At 70.8% G+C, this 18,820-nt stretch carries 19 protein-coding genes; 6 read left to right on the forward strand and 13 right to left on the reverse strand.

Features of this window, described 5'->3' with window-relative positions; all coding sequences use genetic code 11:
- Positions 1-9: 9 nt before the first annotated feature.
- From AB0B98_RS07955 to AB0B98_RS07965, 3 genes are all read right to left on the reverse strand, one after another.
- Positions 10-1,686, reverse strand: a complete 1,677-nt coding sequence (locus AB0B98_RS07955; RefSeq protein WP_357361480.1) for a protein kinase — start codon at positions 1,684-1,686, stop codon at positions 10-12.
- A gap of 83 nt (positions 1,687-1,769) precedes the next feature.
- On the reverse strand, positions 1,770-3,104 hold the full coding sequence (locus AB0B98_RS07960; protein WP_357361481.1) for a glycosyltransferase family 4 protein: 1,335 nt from the start codon (positions 3,102-3,104) through the stop codon (positions 1,770-1,772).
- A 136-nt stretch (positions 3,105-3,240) separates the two neighbouring features.
- The gene (locus AB0B98_RS07965; protein ID WP_357361482.1) at positions 3,241-5,184 is read right to left on the reverse strand and encodes an amylo-alpha-1,6-glucosidase; all 1,944 of its coding nucleotides are present in this window, start codon (positions 5,182-5,184) and stop codon (positions 3,241-3,243) included.
- A gap of 42 nt (positions 5,185-5,226) precedes the next feature.
- Here AB0B98_RS07965 and AB0B98_RS07970 point away from each other — a divergent pair, with 42 nt between their 5' ends.
- On the forward strand, positions 5,227-7,935 hold the full coding sequence (locus tag AB0B98_RS07970) for a glucosidase (protein ID WP_357361483.1): 2,709 nt from the start codon (positions 5,227-5,229) through the stop codon (positions 7,933-7,935).
- A 132-nt stretch (positions 7,936-8,067) separates the two neighbouring features.
- Here AB0B98_RS07970 and AB0B98_RS07975 read toward each other — a convergent pair whose 3' ends face one another.
- Positions 8,068-8,958, reverse strand: coding sequence for a hypothetical protein (locus AB0B98_RS07975; protein ID WP_357361484.1), 891 nt, complete (start codon positions 8,956-8,958; stop codon positions 8,068-8,070).
- A gap of 220 nt (positions 8,959-9,178) precedes the next feature.
- On the reverse strand, positions 9,179-9,562 hold the full coding sequence (locus AB0B98_RS07980) for a DoxX family protein (RefSeq protein WP_357361485.1): 384 nt from the start codon (positions 9,560-9,562) through the stop codon (positions 9,179-9,181).
- 179 nt (positions 9,563-9,741) lie between these two features.
- Here AB0B98_RS07980 and AB0B98_RS07985 point away from each other — a divergent pair, with 179 nt between their 5' ends.
- On the forward strand, positions 9,742-10,635 hold the full coding sequence (locus tag AB0B98_RS07985; RefSeq protein ID WP_357361486.1) for an RNA polymerase sigma-70 factor: 894 nt from the start codon (positions 9,742-9,744) through the stop codon (positions 10,633-10,635).
- 7 nt (positions 10,636-10,642) lie between these two features.
- Here the strand turns inward: AB0B98_RS07985 and AB0B98_RS07990 are convergent, their stop codons facing one another.
- Positions 10,643-11,842, reverse strand: a complete 1,200-nt coding sequence (locus tag AB0B98_RS07990; RefSeq protein WP_357361487.1) for a low temperature requirement protein A — start codon at positions 11,840-11,842, stop codon at positions 10,643-10,645.
- 178 nt (positions 11,843-12,020) lie between these two features.
- Between AB0B98_RS07990 and AB0B98_RS07995 the strand changes: the two genes are divergently transcribed.
- From AB0B98_RS07995 to AB0B98_RS08005, 3 genes are all read left to right on the forward strand, one after another.
- Complete coding sequence (locus tag AB0B98_RS07995) at positions 12,021-12,599, forward strand: TetR/AcrR family transcriptional regulator (protein ID WP_112602341.1); 579 nt, start codon at positions 12,021-12,023, stop codon at positions 12,597-12,599.
- A gap of 192 nt (positions 12,600-12,791) precedes the next feature.
- The gene (locus tag AB0B98_RS08000) at positions 12,792-13,502 is read left to right on the forward strand and encodes an HAD family hydrolase (RefSeq protein WP_357361488.1); all 711 of its coding nucleotides are present in this window, start codon (positions 12,792-12,794) and stop codon (positions 13,500-13,502) included.
- 410 nt (positions 13,503-13,912) lie between these two features.
- A complete protein-coding gene (locus tag AB0B98_RS08005; RefSeq protein ID WP_357361489.1) occupies positions 13,913-14,689 on the forward strand; it encodes a L,D-transpeptidase family protein in 777 nt (258 codons plus the stop codon).
- A gap of 13 nt (positions 14,690-14,702) precedes the next feature.
- Here the strand turns inward: AB0B98_RS08005 and AB0B98_RS08010 are convergent, their stop codons facing one another.
- From AB0B98_RS08010 to AB0B98_RS08030, 5 genes are all read right to left on the reverse strand, one after another.
- Positions 14,703-14,978 carry a hypothetical protein gene (locus AB0B98_RS08010; protein WP_238672586.1) on the reverse strand — a complete coding sequence of 92 codons (276 nt, stop codon included), beginning with the start codon at positions 14,976-14,978 and terminating at the stop codon, positions 14,703-14,705.
- Between the two features lie 47 nt (positions 14,979-15,025).
- Positions 15,026-15,457, reverse strand: coding sequence for a hypothetical protein (locus AB0B98_RS08015; RefSeq protein WP_238672585.1), 432 nt, complete (start codon positions 15,455-15,457; stop codon positions 15,026-15,028).
- Between the two features lie 185 nt (positions 15,458-15,642).
- Positions 15,643-16,347 carry a VOC family protein gene (locus tag AB0B98_RS08020; protein ID WP_357361490.1) on the reverse strand — a complete coding sequence of 235 codons (705 nt, stop codon included), beginning with the start codon at positions 16,345-16,347 and terminating at the stop codon, positions 15,643-15,645.
- Between the two features lie 200 nt (positions 16,348-16,547).
- Positions 16,548-16,730, reverse strand: coding sequence for a DUF397 domain-containing protein (locus tag AB0B98_RS08025; RefSeq protein ID WP_357361678.1), 183 nt, complete (start codon positions 16,728-16,730; stop codon positions 16,548-16,550).
- Entirely contained in the window at positions 16,724-17,524 is an 801-nt protein-coding gene (locus AB0B98_RS08030; protein ID WP_357361491.1) for a helix-turn-helix transcriptional regulator, read from the reverse strand. The genes AB0B98_RS08025 and AB0B98_RS08030 overlap by 7 nt, the downstream gene beginning before the upstream one ends.
- Positions 17,525-17,793: 269 nt before the next feature.
- Between AB0B98_RS08030 and AB0B98_RS08035 the strand changes: the two genes are divergently transcribed.
- Positions 17,794-18,048, forward strand: a complete 255-nt coding sequence (locus tag AB0B98_RS08035) for a flavin reductase (protein ID WP_124777822.1) — start codon at positions 17,794-17,796, stop codon at positions 18,046-18,048.
- Between the two features lie 18 nt (positions 18,049-18,066).
- Here the strand turns inward: AB0B98_RS08035 and AB0B98_RS08040 are convergent, their stop codons facing one another.
- Together AB0B98_RS08040 and AB0B98_RS08045 are read right to left on the reverse strand one after the other, a co-directional pair.
- Entirely contained in the window at positions 18,067-18,465 is a 399-nt protein-coding gene (locus AB0B98_RS08040) for a hypothetical protein (protein ID WP_357361492.1), read from the reverse strand.
- Entirely contained in the window at positions 18,462-18,785 is a 324-nt protein-coding gene (locus AB0B98_RS08045; protein WP_357361493.1) for a hypothetical protein, read from the reverse strand. The genes AB0B98_RS08040 and AB0B98_RS08045 overlap by 4 nt, the downstream gene beginning before the upstream one ends.
- Positions 18,786-18,820 lie beyond the last annotated feature (35 nt).

Below are 18,820 nucleotides of genomic sequence, written 5' to 3' on the forward strand. Positions count from 1 at the left end.
CGGTGCAGGTCAGCGGGGTGGTCGGAAACTCTTTCGCACCAGTTGCCAGTCGGCGGCGGCCCCGGCCCAGTCCTCGTCCCGGGTGATCCAACCCAGCGTCCACCGGTCGCCGCCGAGGACCTGTTGTCGGGCGTGCAGCCACGTGCCGTGCGGCGTCTGCCAGCGGAGCTCCCACTCGGCGCCGTCGTCGCCCGTGGCGAGCCGGATCTCGTCGTACCCCGGCAGGGCGCCCTCCCCGGCCGCCGTCTCGCGGGCGGTCCGCAGACGCTTCAGGGGATCGGCGGCGCCGCCCTCCGCGACGCTGAAGGCCCGGCCGGTCGCCGGGTCCTGGAAGCACGCCACGGTGCCGTCGCGGGAGAACATCCACGTCGCCGGCACGGAGACCCGGAAGCCGGCGGTGTCGGCGTACCAGACCCAGCCGGGCGGCGGCCGGAGTTCGTCGCCCGCGTTCGGCGTGCCGGCCTCCACCGGCGTACCGATGATGTCCGGGCGGACACAGGCGAACGGGGGCGGCGGTACGTTCCGCCTGTCCGGCGGCGGGCCGGGGCCGGGCGGCCCGCCGTTGGGCGGGCGGTTCGGCCCCGGGGTGGACCAGCCGGTGTCGCGGGGCTTGTCGTCGGCGACTGTCAGCGCCGTGGCGACGCCGGCCACGACGGCCACCAGCAGCGCCACCGCGACCACCGCCACCCGACGCGCGGTACGCCCGACGGCCGCCGGGTCCGGGACCGGCCCGGGGGAGGCGTCACCGGGTGCGGCCGGGTCGGGAAGCGGAACCGTGGGGTCCAGGTCGTCGGGGTCGTCAGTGGTGGCGGGCTGGCCAACCGGCAGTGGCACCGGCCCGTCGGCCGAGGGTCTGTCGCTCGCCGACGGCGGGTCGGCGCGGCCGGCCGCGGCGGTCCTGAGCAGCCGACGGGCCGTCTCGTGGTCGAGGCGCTCGCGCGGGTCGCGGCGCAGCAACCCGTCAAGCACCGGCGCGAGCGCCCCGGCGTGCGGGGCAGGGTCCGGCGGACCGGCGGCCAGCGCGCTCAGGGTGGCCATCGCGGTGCTGCGCGCGTACGGGGACTGCCCCTCCACGGCGGCGTGCAGGGTCGCCCCGAGCGACCACAGATCGGCGGCCACCGTTGACACCCCCTCGGCGGCCCGCTCCGGGGCCACGTACTGCGGGGAGCCGAAGACCATGCCGGGGCGGGTCATCGCGCCGTCGCCGCCGTCGAAGGTGGCCAGCCCGAAGTCGGTGAGCATCACCCGCCCGTCGTGCGCCACCAGCACGTTCTGCGGTTTGATGTCGCGGTGCAGCACCCCGGCGGTGTGGGCGGCCTCCAGCGCGTCGAGCACGGCCAGCCCGATCCGGGCCGCGCGGGACGGCTCCAGCGGCCCTTCGGCGTCCACGACATCCTGCAGGGTGCGGGACGGGACGTACTCCATGACGATCCATGGGCTGCCCTCGACCGCGACGACGTCGTAGAGCCGGACCACGGCGGGGTGGTTGAGTCGGGCCGCGGCACGTGCCTCCCGCATGGTGCGTGAGCGCACCTCGGCCCGTTCCGGATCGGCCAACCAACTCGGTGGAACGATCTCCTTCACCGCTACCTCGCGGTGCAGCATCTCGTCGCGGGCGCGCCACACCCGACCCATGCCCCCGCGACCCACCAGGTCGAGCAGCCGGTACCGACCGGCGATCAGCACCTGTGCACGCTCCTCCTCAGCCGCTGTCCGGGCTACACCCTAACCAGCGGATCGGAAGTCACCTATCGGTCGTCCGACTCGGCTCAGCAGGCGGCGTGGTGGGCGGCGGTGAGCAGGTTCCCTTCCGGGATGGCGATCCGGGCCCGCCCGCCGCTCAACCGGGCGGCCGCACGTCGGGCCTGAACGGGGCCGTGTTCGCGGCGAGCGGCGGCGTAGCTGGCGGCGGTGCGGGCCGCGATGGTGGCCCAGCCGTACCGCTCGCCGACCATCGTGCGGGCCCGGCGAGCCAGCCGCCTGGCGAAGACCTCGTCGCCGAGCAGTTGACCGACCGCGCCGGCGAGCGCGTCCGGGTCGCTGTGCGGGAACGTCACCCCGGTCACCCCGGGTTCGACGATCTCGGCGAGGCCGCCGGTACGGGCCACGGCGAGGGGCGCTCCGGCGGCCGCCGCCTCCAGCGCCACCATGCCGAACGGCTCGTAGAGGCTGGGAACCACAGTCGCGTCGGTGGCGCCGAGCATCGCCGGTAGTTGGGTGGAGTCGAGGAAACCGGTGAACCGGACGGTCGAGCTGAGCGCCAGTCGCCGGGCCTGCGCCTCCAACTCGGTGCGGTACGGGCCGTCGCCGGCGATCACCACGCGCAGCCCCGGGTGTCGTTCGCGGAGCCGGGGTACGGCGTGCACCAGGTGCTGGACGCCCTTCTCGTAGACCAGCCGTCCGGCGTACCCGACCAGCGGGCCGTCTCCGGCGAAGCGTGCCCGGGCCGACGCGACCGCTCGGGGTCGGGCCCGCCAGGCCCTGTCGTCGACCCCGTTGGGCACCACGTCGACCTGGGCGGCCGGTACGTCGAACAGTGCGATCACCTGGTCGCGCATGTACCCGGAGCAGGCGATCACCCGGATGGATGAGCCGCTGAGCCAGTGCTCGACGCCGTGGATGGTGCGGTTCATCTCCTCCGGTAGCCAGCCCTGGTGCCGGCCGGCCTCGGTGGCGTGCATGGTGGTGACCAGGGGGAGGTCCAGGTGCTCGGCGAGGGTGATGGCCGTGTGGGCGACCAGCCAGTCGTGGGCGTGGATGACGTCGTAGGAGCCGGCCTGGGTGGCGCGCAGGGCGGTGCGGGTCAGGGTGTGGTTGAAGGCCATGGTCCAGGCCAGCAGCGAGCTGGTGGCGAGGGGGAAGGTGACGGGGTCTTCGAGGGCGCGCAGGATGCGTACGTCGTCGGCGTACTCCTCCAGGGGCGCGCCGTCGCTGTGGCGGGTGACGACTGTGACCTCGTGGCCGGCGGCGGCGAGGGCGACGGAGAGGGCGTGCACGTGTCGGCCGAGACCGCCGACGAGCACCGGCGGGTACTCCCAGGAGAGCATCAGCACCCGCAGCCGTCGGGCGGGGTTGATGTCGATCACGTGGGCATCGAGTGACATGCGGCCCCCTTTGAGTTGTCCCCGGGCGCGCGCCGACCGACACCGAATCGATGTCGCCGTCGCGTCTGGATCGAGGCCAATCCTGCCGGGATCGCGATAACCAGCGGCGACACCACCGTTGCGGTCGTGTAAAGCGCTACTGGCTCTTTCGCCGCACCCGCAGCAGCTCGGCCACCGACCATGCCTGGAACGGGCACCCGGTAGCGGTGTGCGGCGCGAGGCCATCGGCCGTCTCGCTCACCGAGCCTAACCCATATTCCATCAAATGGGCCTCAATGCCGACGAATACGTCATCGACGGACATCTTCCCCCGGCGTGCGGCGTCCACGTACGGGCCGAGCAACCACGGCCAGACAGTGCCCTGGTGATAACCCCCGTCCCGGTCGGCCGGGCCGCCCCGGTGCCGGCCCACGAACTCCGTGGAATCCGGGGCGAGACTGCGCGGCCCGAGCGGGGTGAGCAGCCCGCCCCCGACCCGCCGCAGCGTCGCCTCGTCCGGCTCCATCGGCGCGTACGGCAGCGACCAGGCCAGCAACTGGTTGGGGCGCAACGCGTCGTCGTCGTGCAGGGCCGCGCCACCCAGCGGGTACGCCGGCGCGGGCGCGTCCAGCACGTCGTGCAGCCAGCCGGTCGGGGCCGGGAACCGCTCCCGGAACGAGACGACGGCCTGCCGGTGGCGTCGCCACAACTCGTCGGCGTCCTGCCCGGCCAGCTCGGTCAGCTCCGCGAGCCCGGCCAGCCCGTTGATCCACAACGCGTTGACCTCGACCGGCTTGCCGGTCCGCGGGGTGACCGGCACCCCGTACACCCGGGCGTCCATCCAGGTGAGCGCGGTGCCGGCGGCGCCCTGGGTGAGCAGCCCGTCGGCCGGATCGACCCGGATCCCGTACCGGGTGCCGGCGGTGTGAGCGTCGATCACCGTCCGCAGCGCCGGCAGCAGCTCGTCGCCGAGGTCGGTGTCGCCGGTGACTGTGACGTGCCGGCTCACCGCGTGCAGGAACCAGAGCGTGCCGTCGACGGTGTTGTACTCCACCCGACCGGTGTCGGCCGTGTTGGCGAGCATCCCCTCGGACAGCGTCGCCGCGTATGCCCGCAGCAGCTCGCGGCCCTCGTCGGCGCGACCCGTGCAGAGGAACAACCCCTCATACGAGATCATCGTGTCCCGCGACCACGCCCCGAACCACGGGTAGCCGGCCACCACGTCCACCGCCGCCTGGTCGGTGCGCACCACGAACGCGTCGGCGGCCAGCGCCAGTGTGGCGTCCACGTCGTCGGCTGGCTTCGCCGTGGCCACCACCCGCCGGTTGCGCCGCCTCGCGGTCGCCACTATCTCAGTGGCCGGCGGCGGCTCCTCGTCGAGCCGACCGGCCCAGGCCCGCACCGACAGGGTGTCGCCGGGGCGTTCCAGCTCACCGGAGAAGCGGCCCGCGTACCAGAGGTCCTCGTCCGGGTGCAGCCCCCGGTTGGCCTCCTCGCGGTGGTGCACGCCCAGCCACCACTGCCCCTCGGGCGACCAGCCCGGTCCGGCGAGCCGGTACGCGCCCTCGACCACCGCGCCGTCGGCCACCGCCTCGACCTGCGGGATCGGGCCGTCGGCCCGCCGTTCTCCGTGCGCGTCCCGCCAGGTGCAGGCGGCCGACAGCTCCAGCCGGACCGGACCTCCGGCGACCAGCCGGTGCACCACAGCGACGCAGGAGCGGCCGGGCAGCATGGCCAGCTCCCGTTCGATCACCACCGCGCCGATCCGCCACCGCCACCGGGGTAGCCCGTCGACCAGGTCGAAGCGCTCCAACAGCTCGAAGCCGCGCGGGTCCACGTCGCCGGAGGCCCACTCGTGCGCGCCGAGGCGCACCCGCGCGCCGGACGGCACTGTGACCGCCGGATCGAGGCTGACCAGTCCCACCTGGCGGGAGGCCGGCGTTTCGCCGGGAACCACCAACAGACCGTGGTAGCGACGTGTCCGTAGCCCGCCGACGGTGCCCATCGCATAGCCGCCGAGGCCGTCGGGGACCAGCCACTCCCGGCTGGCGGCGCTGGTCAGGTCGCCGCAGATCTGCGGGCCGAAGTGAATGTCGATCAACTTTCCTCCACCGGCGGCGGGGTGTAACACGCCACGACGAGAATGGCCGCTGTGGTCAAGTACCGCGGCGACGTCAAAGATGTGCACGTGATCACTGACCGATCGTCCTCCGACGCCTCGCCACCCGACGCTGAGCGGCTCCGGCTCGCCCAGGCTGACGCGGGGGAGCAGGACTGGCGTGCATGGGGTCCCTATCTGTCCGAACGGGCGTGGGGGACGGTACGGGAGGACTACAGCGAGCACGGTACGGCCTGGGACTACTTCCCGCACGACCACGCGCGGTCCAGAGCCTACCGGTGGAATGAAGACGGGATGGCCGGCGTCTGCGACGAACGACAGACCTTCGCGTTCGCCCTGGCCCTCTGGAACGGCAAGGACCCGATCCTCAAGGAGCGGATGTTCGGCCTCGGCGGCGACGGCGGGAACCACGGCGAGGACGCCAAGGAGTACTGGTGGTACGAGGACTCCACACCCACCCACTCGTGGATGCGCTGGCGCTACCACTACCCGCAGGCCGCCTTTCCGTACGACGAACTCGTCGCGGTGAACGCGTTGCGCGGCCGCGACGACACCGAGTACGAGCTGGTGGACACCGGGATCTTCGACGACGACCGGTACTGGGCGGTGACAGTCGACTACGCCAAGGCGTCCCCGACCGACCTCTGCATGGTGGTGACCGTCGCCAACCGGGGCGACCAGGCGGCGACAGTGCACGTCCTGCCCACCCTGTGGTTCCGTAACACCTGGTCCTGGGGCCTGCCCGGCGGCGACCGGATCCCCCGGCTGACCGGCCAGGGCACCCGGCTCGTCGGCGAGCACCGGGTGCTCGGCCAACTGCTGCTGGAAGGCGACGGCGGCCCGGTGCCGCTGCTCTGCGACAACGACACGAACGCCGAGCGGCTCTGGGGCCTGCCCGGCCGTTCCCCGTACCCGAAGGACGGCATCAACGACCACGTCGTCAACGGCGCGGCCACCGTCAATCCGGCCCGGGAGGGCACCAAGGGCGCGCTGCACTACGTGCTCGACGTGCCGGCCGGCGGGCAGCGCCAGATCCGGCTGCGGCTGACCCGTACCGCGTCGCCGCCGGCCGCCGCGCCGCCGCCCCCGGCCGACCTCAGCGACGGCTTCGAGGCGGTGGTGTGGGCGCGGCGGGCCGAGGCGAACCGGTTCTTCGCCGCAGTGATCCCGCCGGCCGCCACACCCGACGAGGCGCTGGTCGCCCGGCAGGCCATCGCCGGGCTGATGTGGGGCAAGCAGTTCTACCACTTCGACGTCAAACGCTGGCTCGAAGGCGACCCGGGCTCCACACCGCCGCCGGCCGGGCGTCGGCACGGGCGCAACAGCGCCTGGTGGCACATGACCAGCTTCGACGTCATCTCCATGCCTGACCCGTGGGAATACCCCTGGTACGCGGCCTGGGACCTGGCCTTCCACTGCGTCAGCATCGCCCGGGTCGACCCGGGCTTCGCCAAGGAGCAGATCCTGCTCCTGCTCCGCGAGTGGTACCTGCACCCCAACGGCCAGATCCCGGCGTACGAGTGGGCGTTCGGTGACGTGAACCCGCCGGTGCACGCGTGGGCGGCGCTGAAGGTGTTCGAGATCGACGGCGGTAGGGACTACGAGTTCCTGGCCCGGGTGATGCACAAGCTGCTGCTCAACTTCACCTGGTGGGTCAACCGCAAGGACACCGGCGGCAACAACGTCTTCGAGGGCGGCTTCCTCGGGCTGGACAACGTCGGGCCGTTCGACCGTTCGGCGGCGCTGCCGGTCGCCGGTGTGCTGGAGCAGTCCGACGGCACCGGCTGGATGGGCATGTACGCGCTCAACCTGCTGGACATGGCGATAGTGCTCGCCGAACACGACCGGACCTGGGTGGACACCGCCACCAAGTTCTTCGAGCACTTCGCCTACATCGCCGCCGCCGCGTACGAGCAGGGATTGTGGGACGACGAGGACGCGTTCTTCTACGACGTGCTGCGCCTCGCCGACGGCACGAAGGTACCGCTGAAGGTCCGCTCCGTCGTCGGGCTGCTGCCGTTGGCCGCCACCACCCGGCTCACCGCCCGGACCCTGCACCACCTACCGGAGCTGGGCGCCCGGCTGCGCTGGTTCCTCACCAACCGCCCGGAGTACGCCCAGGTGATCGGCACCCGTCGCCTCGGCCCCGACGGCCGGCAGCAGCGGCTGCTGTCCATGGTCGGCCCGGAACAGGTGGTCCGCCTGCTCGCCCGGATGCTCGACCCCGACGAGTTCCTCTCCGACTTCGGCCTCCGTACGCTGTCCCGCGCGCACCTGGACAAGCCGTTCTCGGTCACCCTCGGCGGGCAGGAGTTCTCCGTCGGCTACGAGCCGGCCGAGTCGACGAGCGGACTGTTCGGAGGCAACTCGAACTGGCGGGGTCCGATCTGGATGCCGACGAACTTCCTGCTGATCAGCGCGCTGCGCGATTACGCGGCGTTCTTCGGCGACGACCTCCAGGTGGAGTACCCGACCCGCTCCGGGGTGAAGCACACCCTGGACGAGATCGCCGACGACCTCTCCGCCCGGCTGATCTCGCTCTTCACCCAGGACGACTGGGGTCGACGGCCGATCTACGGTGCCGCTCAGATGTTCCAGACCCACCCGGACTGGCGCGACCTGATCGCCTTCCCCGAGTACTTCCACGGCGACAACGGGGCCGGTCTGGGCGCCTGGCACCAGACCGGCTGGACAGCCCTCGTCGCTGACCTCATCCTCACCCTGCGCCGCTGACGTTCCTGGTCGACAACCCCGCGTTCTCTACAACATGACGGTCGCCGGCATTTGGGCTGCCGCGCGTTGCAGAACATGACGTCTGTGCGGCAGTACGAGGTCATGCCGTGACGACGTGTCGAGGGGTCGCCACTATTCGGTGAGCACCTTCACGGAGTCGGCGAGCCCGTCGTTGCGGTTGATGCCCACGAAGAATTCGCTGCCGACATGGGTGACATCTTCGATCTCGTCGGTCAGGTTGTTCCCCGGAATACCGATGTCGCTCTCCACGTCGCCGCCGGACCAGTTGTACTGGTACACCCAGTTCCACCCGGTGGTCGGCGTCGAGGTGTTGATCGACTTGGTGTTCCAGATGTAGTTCTCGGAGCAGTCGATGCCCTGGTCCGAACGATTGTCGTGACTGGTCAGGTTGCTCTTGACCAGCGTCCATCCACTGGTCAGGGCGCCAGCGCCGGGATGGGTCCACAGGCTGCCCAACCGGCGGGCCGCGTATTTGCCGGCTCCGCCGGCAGCCGTCGCGCTGTAGCAGAGGCCGCTGATGTTGCCGATCGGCAGCCGCACCTCCCCGGTCGTGCCGATAGATCCGTCGGCGTTCAGGCGCACGATCGTCACCTTGTCGCTGAGAAACGCGGACTGGCTTCCCTGGGTGGCAATCAGTGCCGGGCCCTGGCCCAGATAGTTCGCGTTGTAGGCGAGGTCGTTGCCGTGGCCGAGCGTCGGTATGGAGGTGGGGGCCCCGGCGCAGACCCAGCTGGCGCCGTCCCAGGTCGAGCCGTCGCGCAGCCACCGGGACAGGACCGGCTCCGCGCCGGCCGCCTTCGTGAAGATGATGTAGAGCTGGCCACCCGGCCCCGCCACCATGCCCTGCATGACAGTGCGGCCGTCCTTGCACGCACTGCTGTTCGGGATGTTCAGCCGTTCCGCGCCGCTCCGATCGGTGGCGGCGGAGGCAGCGGCCGCCGGGGCGACGGCGATACCAACGGCGAGGGCGAGTACGGACGCGACGCTCGACAGTTTCTTCACGTGGCTGTTCTCCTCGATGGGTGAGGCGAGGCAGCGTATCAGTCAGTGTCGACGTGTCTATGTCGCCTCGTGGCCAGGGTGATCCCTCCGGAACCTCTGTCGCCCTCGCCCTTCTCGCGGAGCGGCTACCTCGGCCTGACCGGCGAGGTCCGGTCCGCGACGTCACCGCGCGAGGTATGGCGGGGCACCGTCGGCCAGCCGGGGCAGGAGTGGGCTCAGGTCAGCCGGTGAAGGGCTCGGGTCCGAGGCGGCCCCAGGCCACGAACGCGGCCATCGCGAGGTAGATCAGATTCAGCAGGATGAACCTCGCCTCGCCGTAACGCAGGTGGGTGATCATCGCGCCGACCATCAGCAGGATCCAGCAGACGGCGGTGACCGTCACCAGCACCGGTGCGATGTCCAACACCGCGGGCAGGATCAGGCCAACCGCGGCCAGGAGCTCAAGGATGCCGAGGGCCTTGACGAAGCCCACGCTGGCGTCGCCGGTCCACCCGCCGCCGTTGGCCGCGGCCAACTTCTGCTTGGGTACGAATGTCTTGGTGATGCCGCCGGCCAGGGCGAGTGCAGCCAGCAGTCCGGCCACGATCCACAGTGCCAGGTTCATGCGTTTCCCTCCGTATCGGGTCGCTCAGGAGACACCACCGGCCGGTTCGCTGTGACAGCTCGTCGAGTGACGGAGAGCACGGGCGTCCGGCGTCACAGACGGCGGGTGGCCGGTGTCTGGTGGGCGACGCGGTCGAGTTCGACGAGACTGGAGGACGCATGGATGCCGGGGGCGGAATCATGGGAGCGGACAACCGGGGGGACCGGGCCGTCGACGCGTTCGTCACCCACCGGAACCTGCTCTTCACCGTCGCGTACGAGATGCTCGGCTCGGCCGCCGACGCGGAGGACGTACTCCAGGAGACCTGGCTGCGGTGGGCGGACGCGGATCTTCCGTCGGTGCGGGACCAGCGCGCCTACCTGGTCCGGATCACCACCCGACTGTCGCTCAACCGGCTGCGTGCGGTCGGCCGGCGCAGGGAGTCCTACGTCGGCTCCTGGTTACCCGAGCCGCTGTTGACCGCACCGGACGTCGCCGACGACGTGGAACTCGCCGAGAGTGTCTCGATGGCGATGCTGCTGGTGCTGGAGACGCTGGCGCCGACCGAGCGGGCGGTGTTCGTCCTCCGTGAGGTCTTCGACCTTGGATACGACGAGATCGCCGAGGCGGTCGGCAAGAGTTCGGCGGCGGTCCGTCAGATCGCCCACCGTGCGCGGGCGCATGTCGCCGCGCGTCGACCGCGCGGGATGGTCTCCTCGGCGGACACCCGGCGGGCGTTGGACGCGTTCCGGCGGGCGGTCGAGACCGGCGACGTGCAGGGCCTGCTCGACGTCCTCGCGCCGGATGTGGTGCTCCTCGGCGACGGCGGCGGGATCAAGCAGGCCGTGCTGCGGCCTGTCGCCGGGGCCGACAAGGTGGCCCGCCTGCTGTGCAGCACACACGCCAGGGTCGCCACCATGTCGCTGCACCCTGCCCAGGTCAATGGTCACCCGGCGTTGGTTCTGCGGCTCGACGGCGCGGTCGACACGGTCCTCGCGCTGCGTATCGACGACGGTTTCATCAGCGGTGTCTACGCTGTGCGCAACCCCGAGAAGTTGTCGCACATGCGGCGTGAGACCACCCTGCGGCGGTGACTGGGGGCTAGTACGGGGGCGTGGGCGCCTCCGATGACCGGTGGCGGGAGCGTCGGGCGTCCGCTGCGGCGACGCCGAGCAGCACCACTGCGGCGACCGCGCCGGCGGTGAGCGGCCGGAGGTGCAGGGCTGCCGGGGTCAGCAGGCCGAGGGCCAGCAGGCCAGCCAGCCGGGACCGGGAGACCCGGCCGAAGACCTGGTATTCGAGGGTCGAACGCCCGGCGAGGAAGAGCACCGGTCCGCCGAAGATGGCCATGAGCCAGGTCGCCGGGAGGTGCCCGAGCGGTTCGGCGATGAACAACTCGAAGCCGACGCCGGTGAGCACGATTCCCGCGATCATGACCATGTGGGCGAACGCCATGTCGGTCGCGAGCCGAGCCGGGTTACGGGAACTGTCGACGGCCGCGCCCAGCATCCCGCCCGCCACGTGGAAGTAGATCCGCCAGAGCAGGACGGTGCTCGCCAGCGCCAGGGCGAACCCACCCGTCTGGTCGATGTGGAACTCGCTGCCGCTGAAGGCGAGGCCGATGACGAAGATCGCCTCGCCGAGAGCGATGAGGAGGAACTGCTGGTACCGCTCGGCCAGGTGCTCGGCGGCGATCATCTGAACGCCGAGTCGTTGCGCGCCGAGCCGGGGGGTCGGCCAGCCGAGGAACAACCCGGTGTAGTCGATCAGCACGGCGAGGGTCCAGAGTGCCCCGCGAACCGTGCCGTCGTTGACCAGCCCGCCGACGACCCAGAGCGGCGTGCTCAAGCCGAACCAGAACAGGATCCGGATGGACTGTTGGGGGTCCGGCCGGCCGTGCCCGGCGACGTGGAAGAACACCACTCGGCCGATCTGGAGGGTCACCAGGGTGATGGCGAAGAGGGAGGCCCGTGCGCCGAAGCCGTGCGGCACGGCGACGGCCATCGTCATGGCACCGACCAGCGTCATGATGATGACGGTCTGGACGATCGGGGCGTCCGGGTCCAGCCAACTTGTCGACCAGACCGTCACCGACCAGACCGCCCACAGGGCCAGGAACAGCAGCAGGGCCTGGCCGAGACCTGCGTACACGCCGTGTTGGCCGTCGGTGAAGTCGACGATCAGCCGCGCGGAGATTCGGGTGAGGGCGAAGACGAAGACCAGGTCGAGGAAGAGCTCCAGAAAGGTGGCCCGCTGGCGGGTGGCTTTGCTGCGCAACAGGCCGTCGGGGGTGTTCCTCATCGGCTCGCCACGCGCCGTTGCCGCCGAACGATCACGGGCCCTCCCGTCGCGGTGATCTCCATGCCTAACGAGCCAGCGGGTGGCTGTGGCACGTGGAGCGGAGGGGCCGGCGACAGACAACAGTCACCAATCTGTCACCCGACCGCCACGGCAGGTGTACGCCTCTACGCTCGTGGACGTGCCCGGACCTGCCGAGAAGGCCACTGAACAGGACCGGCGTGACCTCATCGTCACTGTCGCGCGAGAGTTGGCCGAGACGGAGGGCTGGGCGGGTGTGACCACCCGACGGCTCGCCGAACGAACCGAGATCGACATGGGTGACATCTATCGGCACTTCGCCGATCTGGAGGCGCTGATCGCCGCGGTCGCGGTGTGCGCCTTCGCCGATCTGGCCGCCGACCTCGCCGAGGCGCACGCGGAGACCGCCGGGAGCCCGGAGGGGGTCTGGCCGGCGGTCGCGACCGCGTACCTCGACTTCGCGTACACGAATCCTGAGGTCTATGACGCGATGCTCGCGCTGACCCCCGACCTGGCCCTCGGCGTGGATGGCGTGCCGGCCGCGCCGCGGGCGGTCTTCGCCGAGCTGCGGGCGGCCCTGACCCCGCTGGCCGAGGGGCGGGACCCGGACACCCTCGCCGAGGTGGGTTGGAGCCTGCTGCACGGCGTGGTGATGCTCACCCGCGGTGGCCGGCTGCGACCCGAGGGGCAGGAGGACCGCGAGGCGTTGATCGCGCAACGGTTGCTGCGGTGGCCCTGACCAGACCGCCGCCGAACTCCCCGGATCCTGGTCAGTTGATGGGCTGGCGGTCGGCCGGGCCCTTGTCGGTGAACCGGAACGTGGTGTTCAGCTTGGCGCCGGACGGTTCACGAAAATCCGGAAGATCTCACGTCGATCTCCCGCCTATCCTGTCTCTCGGTCTTTGCGGCGGTGGCACGGGGAGGGCATGGCATGACGGTCGGCGTGGCGGCGCGACGACAGGCGCAGGTGCTGATCTTCGATGCGGACGACACGTTGTGGGAGAACAACGTCGTCTTCGAGCGGGTGATCGACGACTTCCTGGGCTGGCTGGACCACCCGACCCTGGACCGGGCCGCGTTGCGGTCCGTCCTCGACGACATCGAACGGGCCAACGCGGTGGCGCACGGGTACGGCAGCAAGGTCTTCCTGCGCAGCCTGGCGGAGTGCCTGGAGCGGCTGCGCGAGCGGCCGGCCACCGACTCCGAACGTCAGGAGATCGACCGGCTGGCGGTGGCCCTCGTCGAGCACCAGGTGGAGCTGATGCCCGGGGTGGCCGACGCGCTCGACGAGCTGGCCGGTCGACACGAGTTGCTGCTGCTCACCAAGGGCGATCGGGAGGAGCAGCAGCGCAAGCTGGACGCCTGCGGTCTGCTGCACCACTTCGGCGCCGCGCACATCGTCACCGAGAAGAACGTCGACACGTACCGGTGGCTCATTCGGGAGCACGGCTTCGCGCCGGACGACGCGTGGATGATCGGCAACTCCCCGAAGTCCGACATCCTGCCGGCGCGGGCCGCCGGGTTGAACGCGGTGTTCATTCCGAACGCGAACACCTGGGTGCTGGAGGATGACGAGCTGGACCCGACCGACGGCGGGGTGCTGCGGCTCGCCGCGTTCCGGGACCTGCTGCGCCACTTCTGACCGTACCGAAGCCGAACAGCGTCGGCGATCATGGTCGCGTTACGCCAACCTGCCCGATTTTCATCGTGAGATCAGTCCTGCCGCCGGTCGTCCGACGCGGCTTGTCCGGCCGGTCGGGGCGCGCCTAACCTGGTTCGGCGCTCACGGCCCTCCGGGGTGTGTCGGGAGCGCGTCGGCGTTCGGCGGGTGAGCACCGTGGAGCTGAGTGCGAAGTGGCTGGCTCACCCCGTTCTGGCGCGTGGCGTCGTGCCACGCCCGCGCGGCGGGGTGCCGGAGCTGTCCGCTTCCCTGCCGGACGGCCGAGGGTCAGGGCCGGGTAGTTGCGGACCCGGTCCTGACCCGGCCCGCGAATCGTTCGGCAGCTCCGAGCGGGGCAGACCGCGCGCCGGTTCGACTGTCAGGATGGCGGCATGAAGCGCAGATCTCTCCTACTCGGCGCGGCGGCGGGCCTTGTCGCCCCGGCCGTGCTCACCCCGCCCGCGCCCGCACTCGCGGCGGTGGGGCCGAGCCTCGGCACGGCCCCACCGCCGCGACCCCTGCCGAGGTGGCAGCCCCAGAACCGGGCCAGCGCATTGACAACGCTGCCGGCGGAGACGAAGCAGGTGATCATCGTCGGCGCCAGCAGCTACACCACCACCTACGCCACGCTGGAGGCGTTCGTGCGGGTGCGGAGCACCTGGCAGCCGGCCTCGGCGTCGTTGCCCGCCCGGATCGGCTCGAAGGGCTTCAGCGACAACCACGTGGAAGGTGTGCCGACCACGCCGACCGGCGTCTACTCGATCGGCCCCACCATGTACGGCATCGACGCCAACCCGGGCGTGCGCTTCCCCTACCACCGGCTGGTCAGCGGTGACTGGTGGAACGAGAACCCGTCGTCGGCGCTCTACAACACCTTCCAGCACAGTGCGACAAACCCGGGCGGGGCCAGCGAGGCACTGTGGAAGGAGGTCCCCGCGTACACGCACTTCGCGGTGATCACCTTCAACATGCCGCCGAACGTGCCGAAGCCGGTGCCGAACGCGGGCAGCGGGATCTTCCTGCACCAGTTCAGCACCAGCGCCGGCAACGCCACCGCTGGTTGTGTCTCCCTCGCCCACGATCACCTTGTCGACGTGCTCAACTGGCTGGACCCGGCGCTGTCACCACGCATCGTGCTCAGCCCGTACGCCCAGCTCAGCCGATACTGAGAGCCGCCGCGGCTCAGCCGTCCTCGCGCCGGACGATCGCCACCGCCACCCGGCAGAACTCGTCCATGTCCGGGTTGAACCCGGCAGCGATGTCGGGATGCAATCCGGAGCGGGTCTCCTCCAACAGCCGCTGGCAGACCTGCTCGACCGGTTCGCCGGCGTAGCCGGAGCGGACCCGCTCGGTGGCCGCCTGAAGCGCCGAGGTCAGCTGCTCCTCCAGCGGGCCGCGCAGCTTCTGCTGCACAGGATCGAGCCCGCGGGGGTCGAGCGTGACATGTGGCTCCGACATCGGTGCTCCCTTCGTCGGCGTCCGCGATACCCCACCGCGGACGTCGGTCAAACCCCGGTCGGTGCGGCGGCGACCCGCACCTGGTACGAGAACTCCTCCGCCGGCTCCTCGTGGTACGACAGCCGACGGATCTGCCGGTCGTCGTCGTAGAGGGCGACGTCCACCAGCACGCCGAGGTGGGCGAGGCCGATGCTCGACACCCGCTTCTTGTCCTGCAACACCGCGCAGACGCCGCCGAGCAGGGTGCTGGCGTCGGACGTACGGTGCCCGGGCGGGCAACGCAACACCAGGTCCACCTCGATCGGCCCGGGCAACGGCGTCCAGCCGGTGCGTTGGGCCGCGGCGAGGGCGGCCTGGAGTAGGGTGCGGACCCTCGTCGCCTGCCGGTGCCCGGCGGCGAAGATGGACAACGCTTCGGTCTTGACCGGTGGCAGGCCGCTCACCTCGAACGTCAGGGCGAGAGCGCGGGTGTCCTGCACGACGGCACCTCCTCGTTGGGACGATCCTGCCGAACCGGGGGAGCGGCGGTGGGACGTTCCCGCGATTACCAACCGATCGGGCAGGCATGGGTCGGCCGGAGGCGTGTCGACGGCGGCGGCGAACGCGCCGGCTACGGCGCTAGGAAAACGCTAGCCGACGACGCCCGCGCTCGGTAGTCGGTCGTTCACCCGGTGGGGCGTGGTGCGAAGGCGCAGAACTCGTTGCCCTCCGGGTCGGCCAGCACCCACCACCAGTGCGTCTCGTCGAGCGGCTCCCGCAGCAGCGTCGCGCCGGCAGCGATCAGCGCCATCGGCTCCGGGTCGACCAGGTCGACGTCCCAGTGCAGGCGGTTCTTGACCGTCTTGGGCTCGGGCACAGCGGCGAACACCCAGTAGTCCCAGGGGAACCCGGACGCGCCAACCACACCCGCGTGGGTCCCCTCGTCCTCGACGGTGCCGCCGACCACCCCGGCCCACCAGGTCGCCTGCGCAACCGGGTCGGTCGAGTCGACGACCAACTCGAACGGGCCCGGCCGGGCACCGTCGCGAGCCGGGAACGCGCAGAACTCGTTGCCCTCCGGGTCGCTCAACACCCACCAGGTCGCCTCACCGCCTGGGTCGCGTACCAGTTGGGCGCCGTCCGCGAGTAGCGCCGCCGGGTCCGCGTCGGCCAACCGCAGATCCAGGTGTACGCGGGTCTTGCCGACCCGAGGCTCGGGCACCTTGTTCACCCAGATGGACTCGGCTGGTGAGCGCGCCGAGCGGGGATCGACCCGGGTGTCGTCGTCACCGGCGTCGGCCATGTCAGCGTCGAGCGTCCGGGCCCAGAAGCCGCCGAGCGCGAGCGGGTCGTTGGCGTCCAGGCAGAGGTCCTTGAAGCGCGCGATCATGGTTCCAGCATGCCTGGTCCGGGCGGGGCGCCGGTGGAACAAGCGCCGCGTGGCGGAGTCAGTGCCGCTCGACGCCCGATCTGACCTGGCCGCGATCTTGCACTTACTGTCCCGACGTACAGGGGCATTCCACGCTTTTCGGCGACCGAAACTGCAAGATCGGCGCGGGCGGCCGGGCGGGGCGGGGCGGGGTGTCGGGGTTATTGCTGCTTGGCGTACTTGACGAACGCCTTCCAGGCCGTCGGGTCGACGTGCAGGGTGCCGCCGTCGCGGTCCTTGGTGTCGCGCACCAGCACCACGCTCGGCAGGTTGTCGGCGACCTCGACGCAGGATCCGCCGTTGCCGCCGGACCGGGTCGACTTGCGCCACTGTGGGGTCAGCATGCCCATGACTTCGCCACTTCCTTGATCAGCTCGGTTGACTGCCGGCGGGGGAGCGCCTCGTTCCGCACGATCTCCCATGTCTTCGCCAGCTTAGCGACGTCGGCCGAGGCATCGACGAACTGCGCGGTGAGCTGGTTGTCGGCGTGAGCCACCCGCTCGCCGTCCGGCATCTCGGCGATGATGAACTGACCGGCCAGCCCCAGATACATCCCAGCATCCGTCGGGACGATGTGCACCTGGATATGCTCCGCCGTCGCCAACTGGGCCAGGTGCTCGCACTGCTCGACCATGAGCCCCGGCTGGTCGAGCACCGGCCGACGCAGCACCGCCTCGTCGAGCACGGCGATGAGCTGCGGCGGGCGCGGGCGGTGCAGGATCGCCTGCCGCTCCAGCCGGGAGGCGACGATCCGGTCCACGTCCTCGGCGTCGAACCGGCCACCGGCCAGCGTCGCGCGGGCGTACCGCTCGGTCTGGAGCAGGCCCGGCACGTACGCCAACTCGAACCAGCGCAGCGTGGTCGCCTCCCGCTCGAACTCGATCCACTCGCGCAGCCAGGCCGGCTCGGCGTCGAGCCGGGCCAACCCGTCCAGCATGCGCAGGAAGCGTCCGCCGGTCCGGTGCTGGGTGTCGACCGCCCTCATGTACTCCTTCGTGGGCGGTCGCCCGCCGGTCTCCACCGAGCTGACATGTGAACCCGAATAGCCGATGCCCCTGCCGAAGTCGTCCTGACTGAGCCCGAGCCCCGTCCGGAACAGGCGCAACTCCTCCAGCACGTACTCGGTGGCTGTCCCCATTGATTCCCCAACCTTCGCTCAGTCTGGCTCGGCGTGTCCCACACGGGTGCTCACCTGGACCGCTGAGCTGCACAGATGGCGCGAGCACGTATCGACGGTAGTCGCCTCATCACCAGACTGTCACCAGTGGCGGGTCCGCTGGTGGCCGGAGTGGCGGCGGCGGGCTCTGCCCCCCGGGGTCGCTCCCGTCTCCCCCTTGCGGGAGCGGCCCCTTCCCGCCCCGAGGAGGTCGATGTGTTGAGCCAGCAGCCCGCAGTGCGGTGGCCGTGATGGTGGTCCGGCCGCCCGTTCCGCACGTCGCCATGCGCCCGCTGTGGCGGTGCCGAAACTGTGGCAGCGAGTGGCCCTGCCAACCAGCCAAGCTCGCCCTGCTGACGGAGTACCGGACCAGCCGGACCGCACTGCTGATCTACCTCGGCACTCTGATGCACGAGGCGACGAACCAGCTCACCCAACTGCACCCGGATCATCCGCCGACCAGGATGACCGAGCGCTTCCTCTCCTGGGCCAGGGCCCGGGGTTGACCCCCGGCCCGCCGTCGTTCACCCCGGAAAGTGGATCAGCGGCATCCCATCGGAGTATCCGGGTCCCTCGCTGGTGAGCACTGCGGCATCGTGGGTCAGGCCTGCCACGGCGGCTGCGGCCAGGTCGAAACGGCGGGTCCTGCGCTGCCAGAAGGTCAGCTCCGGCAGATCCTCCGCCCGCTCGGGCAGCAGCGCGCAGGAGGTCAAGGCCAGCAGCTTGTGCAACAGGGCCAAGTCCTTGCCGGTCGCCATGTTCAGGGCTTCGGCTGCTGCTACCACCGGCACCCCGAACCGCACCCCGTCCTCAATGACCTCGTGGACGGGCTCGCCCACGTGCACGGTCCGGAGAACGGCGTATCCCAGCAGGGCTGACCGGTCCAGGATGAGCCGCACTGGTGGTGTTGCCTCCGAGGTCATGCGGCGTCGGCGCGCGGCGCGGTGTCGTCGCCGTTCATCTCGGCCTCCATCGCGGCACGGATCTTGGCGCGCTCCGCCTCGAACCGCTCCGAGGGCCACTCGGCTTCCACGCCCAGGCGACGAGCCCGCGCCTCGGCTACGCCCTGCTCGCTCACGTGGATGCCGGCGGCGAGCAACAACTCCTTGTGTTGCTCCACCCGCCTGCGCCGACGCACCGACTCGGTGACGTAGGCGCTGGCCATGCGGTTGCCCTGGCTCTCCAGGATCTGACTCACGTCCGGGGGAACGGAGATCGTGAAGCGACGCTGAGGCTCTGTCATACGCGCAGCTTACACCTGTCATACTCCAGGCTCGA

This window comes from Micromonospora sp. NPDC048947 (assembly GCF_040649495.1).
Lineage (GTDB): Bacteria > Actinomycetota > Actinomycetes > Mycobacteriales > Micromonosporaceae > Micromonospora > Micromonospora alfalfae.

Excerpts from the sequence above, each read along its gene's own strand:
- AB0B98_RS07990 (WP_357361487.1), bottom strand. The coding sequence starts at position 11,842 with ATGAGGAACACCCCCGACGGCCTGTTGCGCAGCAAAGCCACCCGCCAG.
- AB0B98_RS08000 (WP_357361488.1), top strand. The coding sequence starts at position 12,792 with ATGACGGTCGGCGTGGCGGCGCGACGACAGGCGCAGGTGCTGATCTTC.
- AB0B98_RS07980 (WP_357361485.1), bottom strand. The coding sequence starts at position 9,562 with ATGAACCTGGCACTGTGGATCGTGGCCGGACTGCTGGCTGCACTCGCC.
- AB0B98_RS07970 (WP_357361483.1), top strand. The coding sequence starts at position 5,227 with ATGGCCGCTGTGGTCAAGTACCGCGGCGACGTCAAAGATGTGCACGTG.
- AB0B98_RS08035 (WP_124777822.1), top strand. The coding sequence starts at position 17,794 with ATGGTGGTCCGGCCGCCCGTTCCGCACGTCGCCATGCGCCCGCTGTGG.
- AB0B98_RS07960 (WP_357361481.1), bottom strand. The coding sequence starts at position 3,104 with ATGTCACTCGATGCCCACGTGATCGACATCAACCCCGCCCGACGGCTG.
- AB0B98_RS07985 (WP_357361486.1), top strand. The coding sequence starts at position 9,742 with ATGGGAGCGGACAACCGGGGGGACCGGGCCGTCGACGCGTTCGTCACC.
- AB0B98_RS08025 (WP_357361678.1), bottom strand. The coding sequence starts at position 16,730 with ATGCTGACCCCACAGTGGCGCAAGTCGACCCGGTCCGGCGGCAACGGC.
- AB0B98_RS08010 (WP_238672586.1), bottom strand. The coding sequence starts at position 14,978 with ATGTCGGAGCCACATGTCACGCTCGACCCCCGCGGGCTCGATCCTGTG.
- AB0B98_RS08020 (WP_357361490.1), bottom strand. The coding sequence starts at position 16,347 with ATGATCGCGCGCTTCAAGGACCTCTGCCTGGACGCCAACGACCCGCTC.
- AB0B98_RS08040 (WP_357361492.1), bottom strand. The coding sequence starts at position 18,465 with ATGACCTCGGAGGCAACACCACCAGTGCGGCTCATCCTGGACCGGTCA.
- AB0B98_RS08045 (WP_357361493.1), bottom strand. The coding sequence starts at position 18,785 with ATGACAGAGCCTCAGCGTCGCTTCACGATCTCCGTTCCCCCGGACGTG.
- AB0B98_RS08005 (WP_357361489.1), top strand. The coding sequence starts at position 13,913 with ATGAAGCGCAGATCTCTCCTACTCGGCGCGGCGGCGGGCCTTGTCGCC.
- AB0B98_RS08030 (WP_357361491.1), bottom strand. The coding sequence starts at position 17,524 with ATGGGGACAGCCACCGAGTACGTGCTGGAGGAGTTGCGCCTGTTCCGG.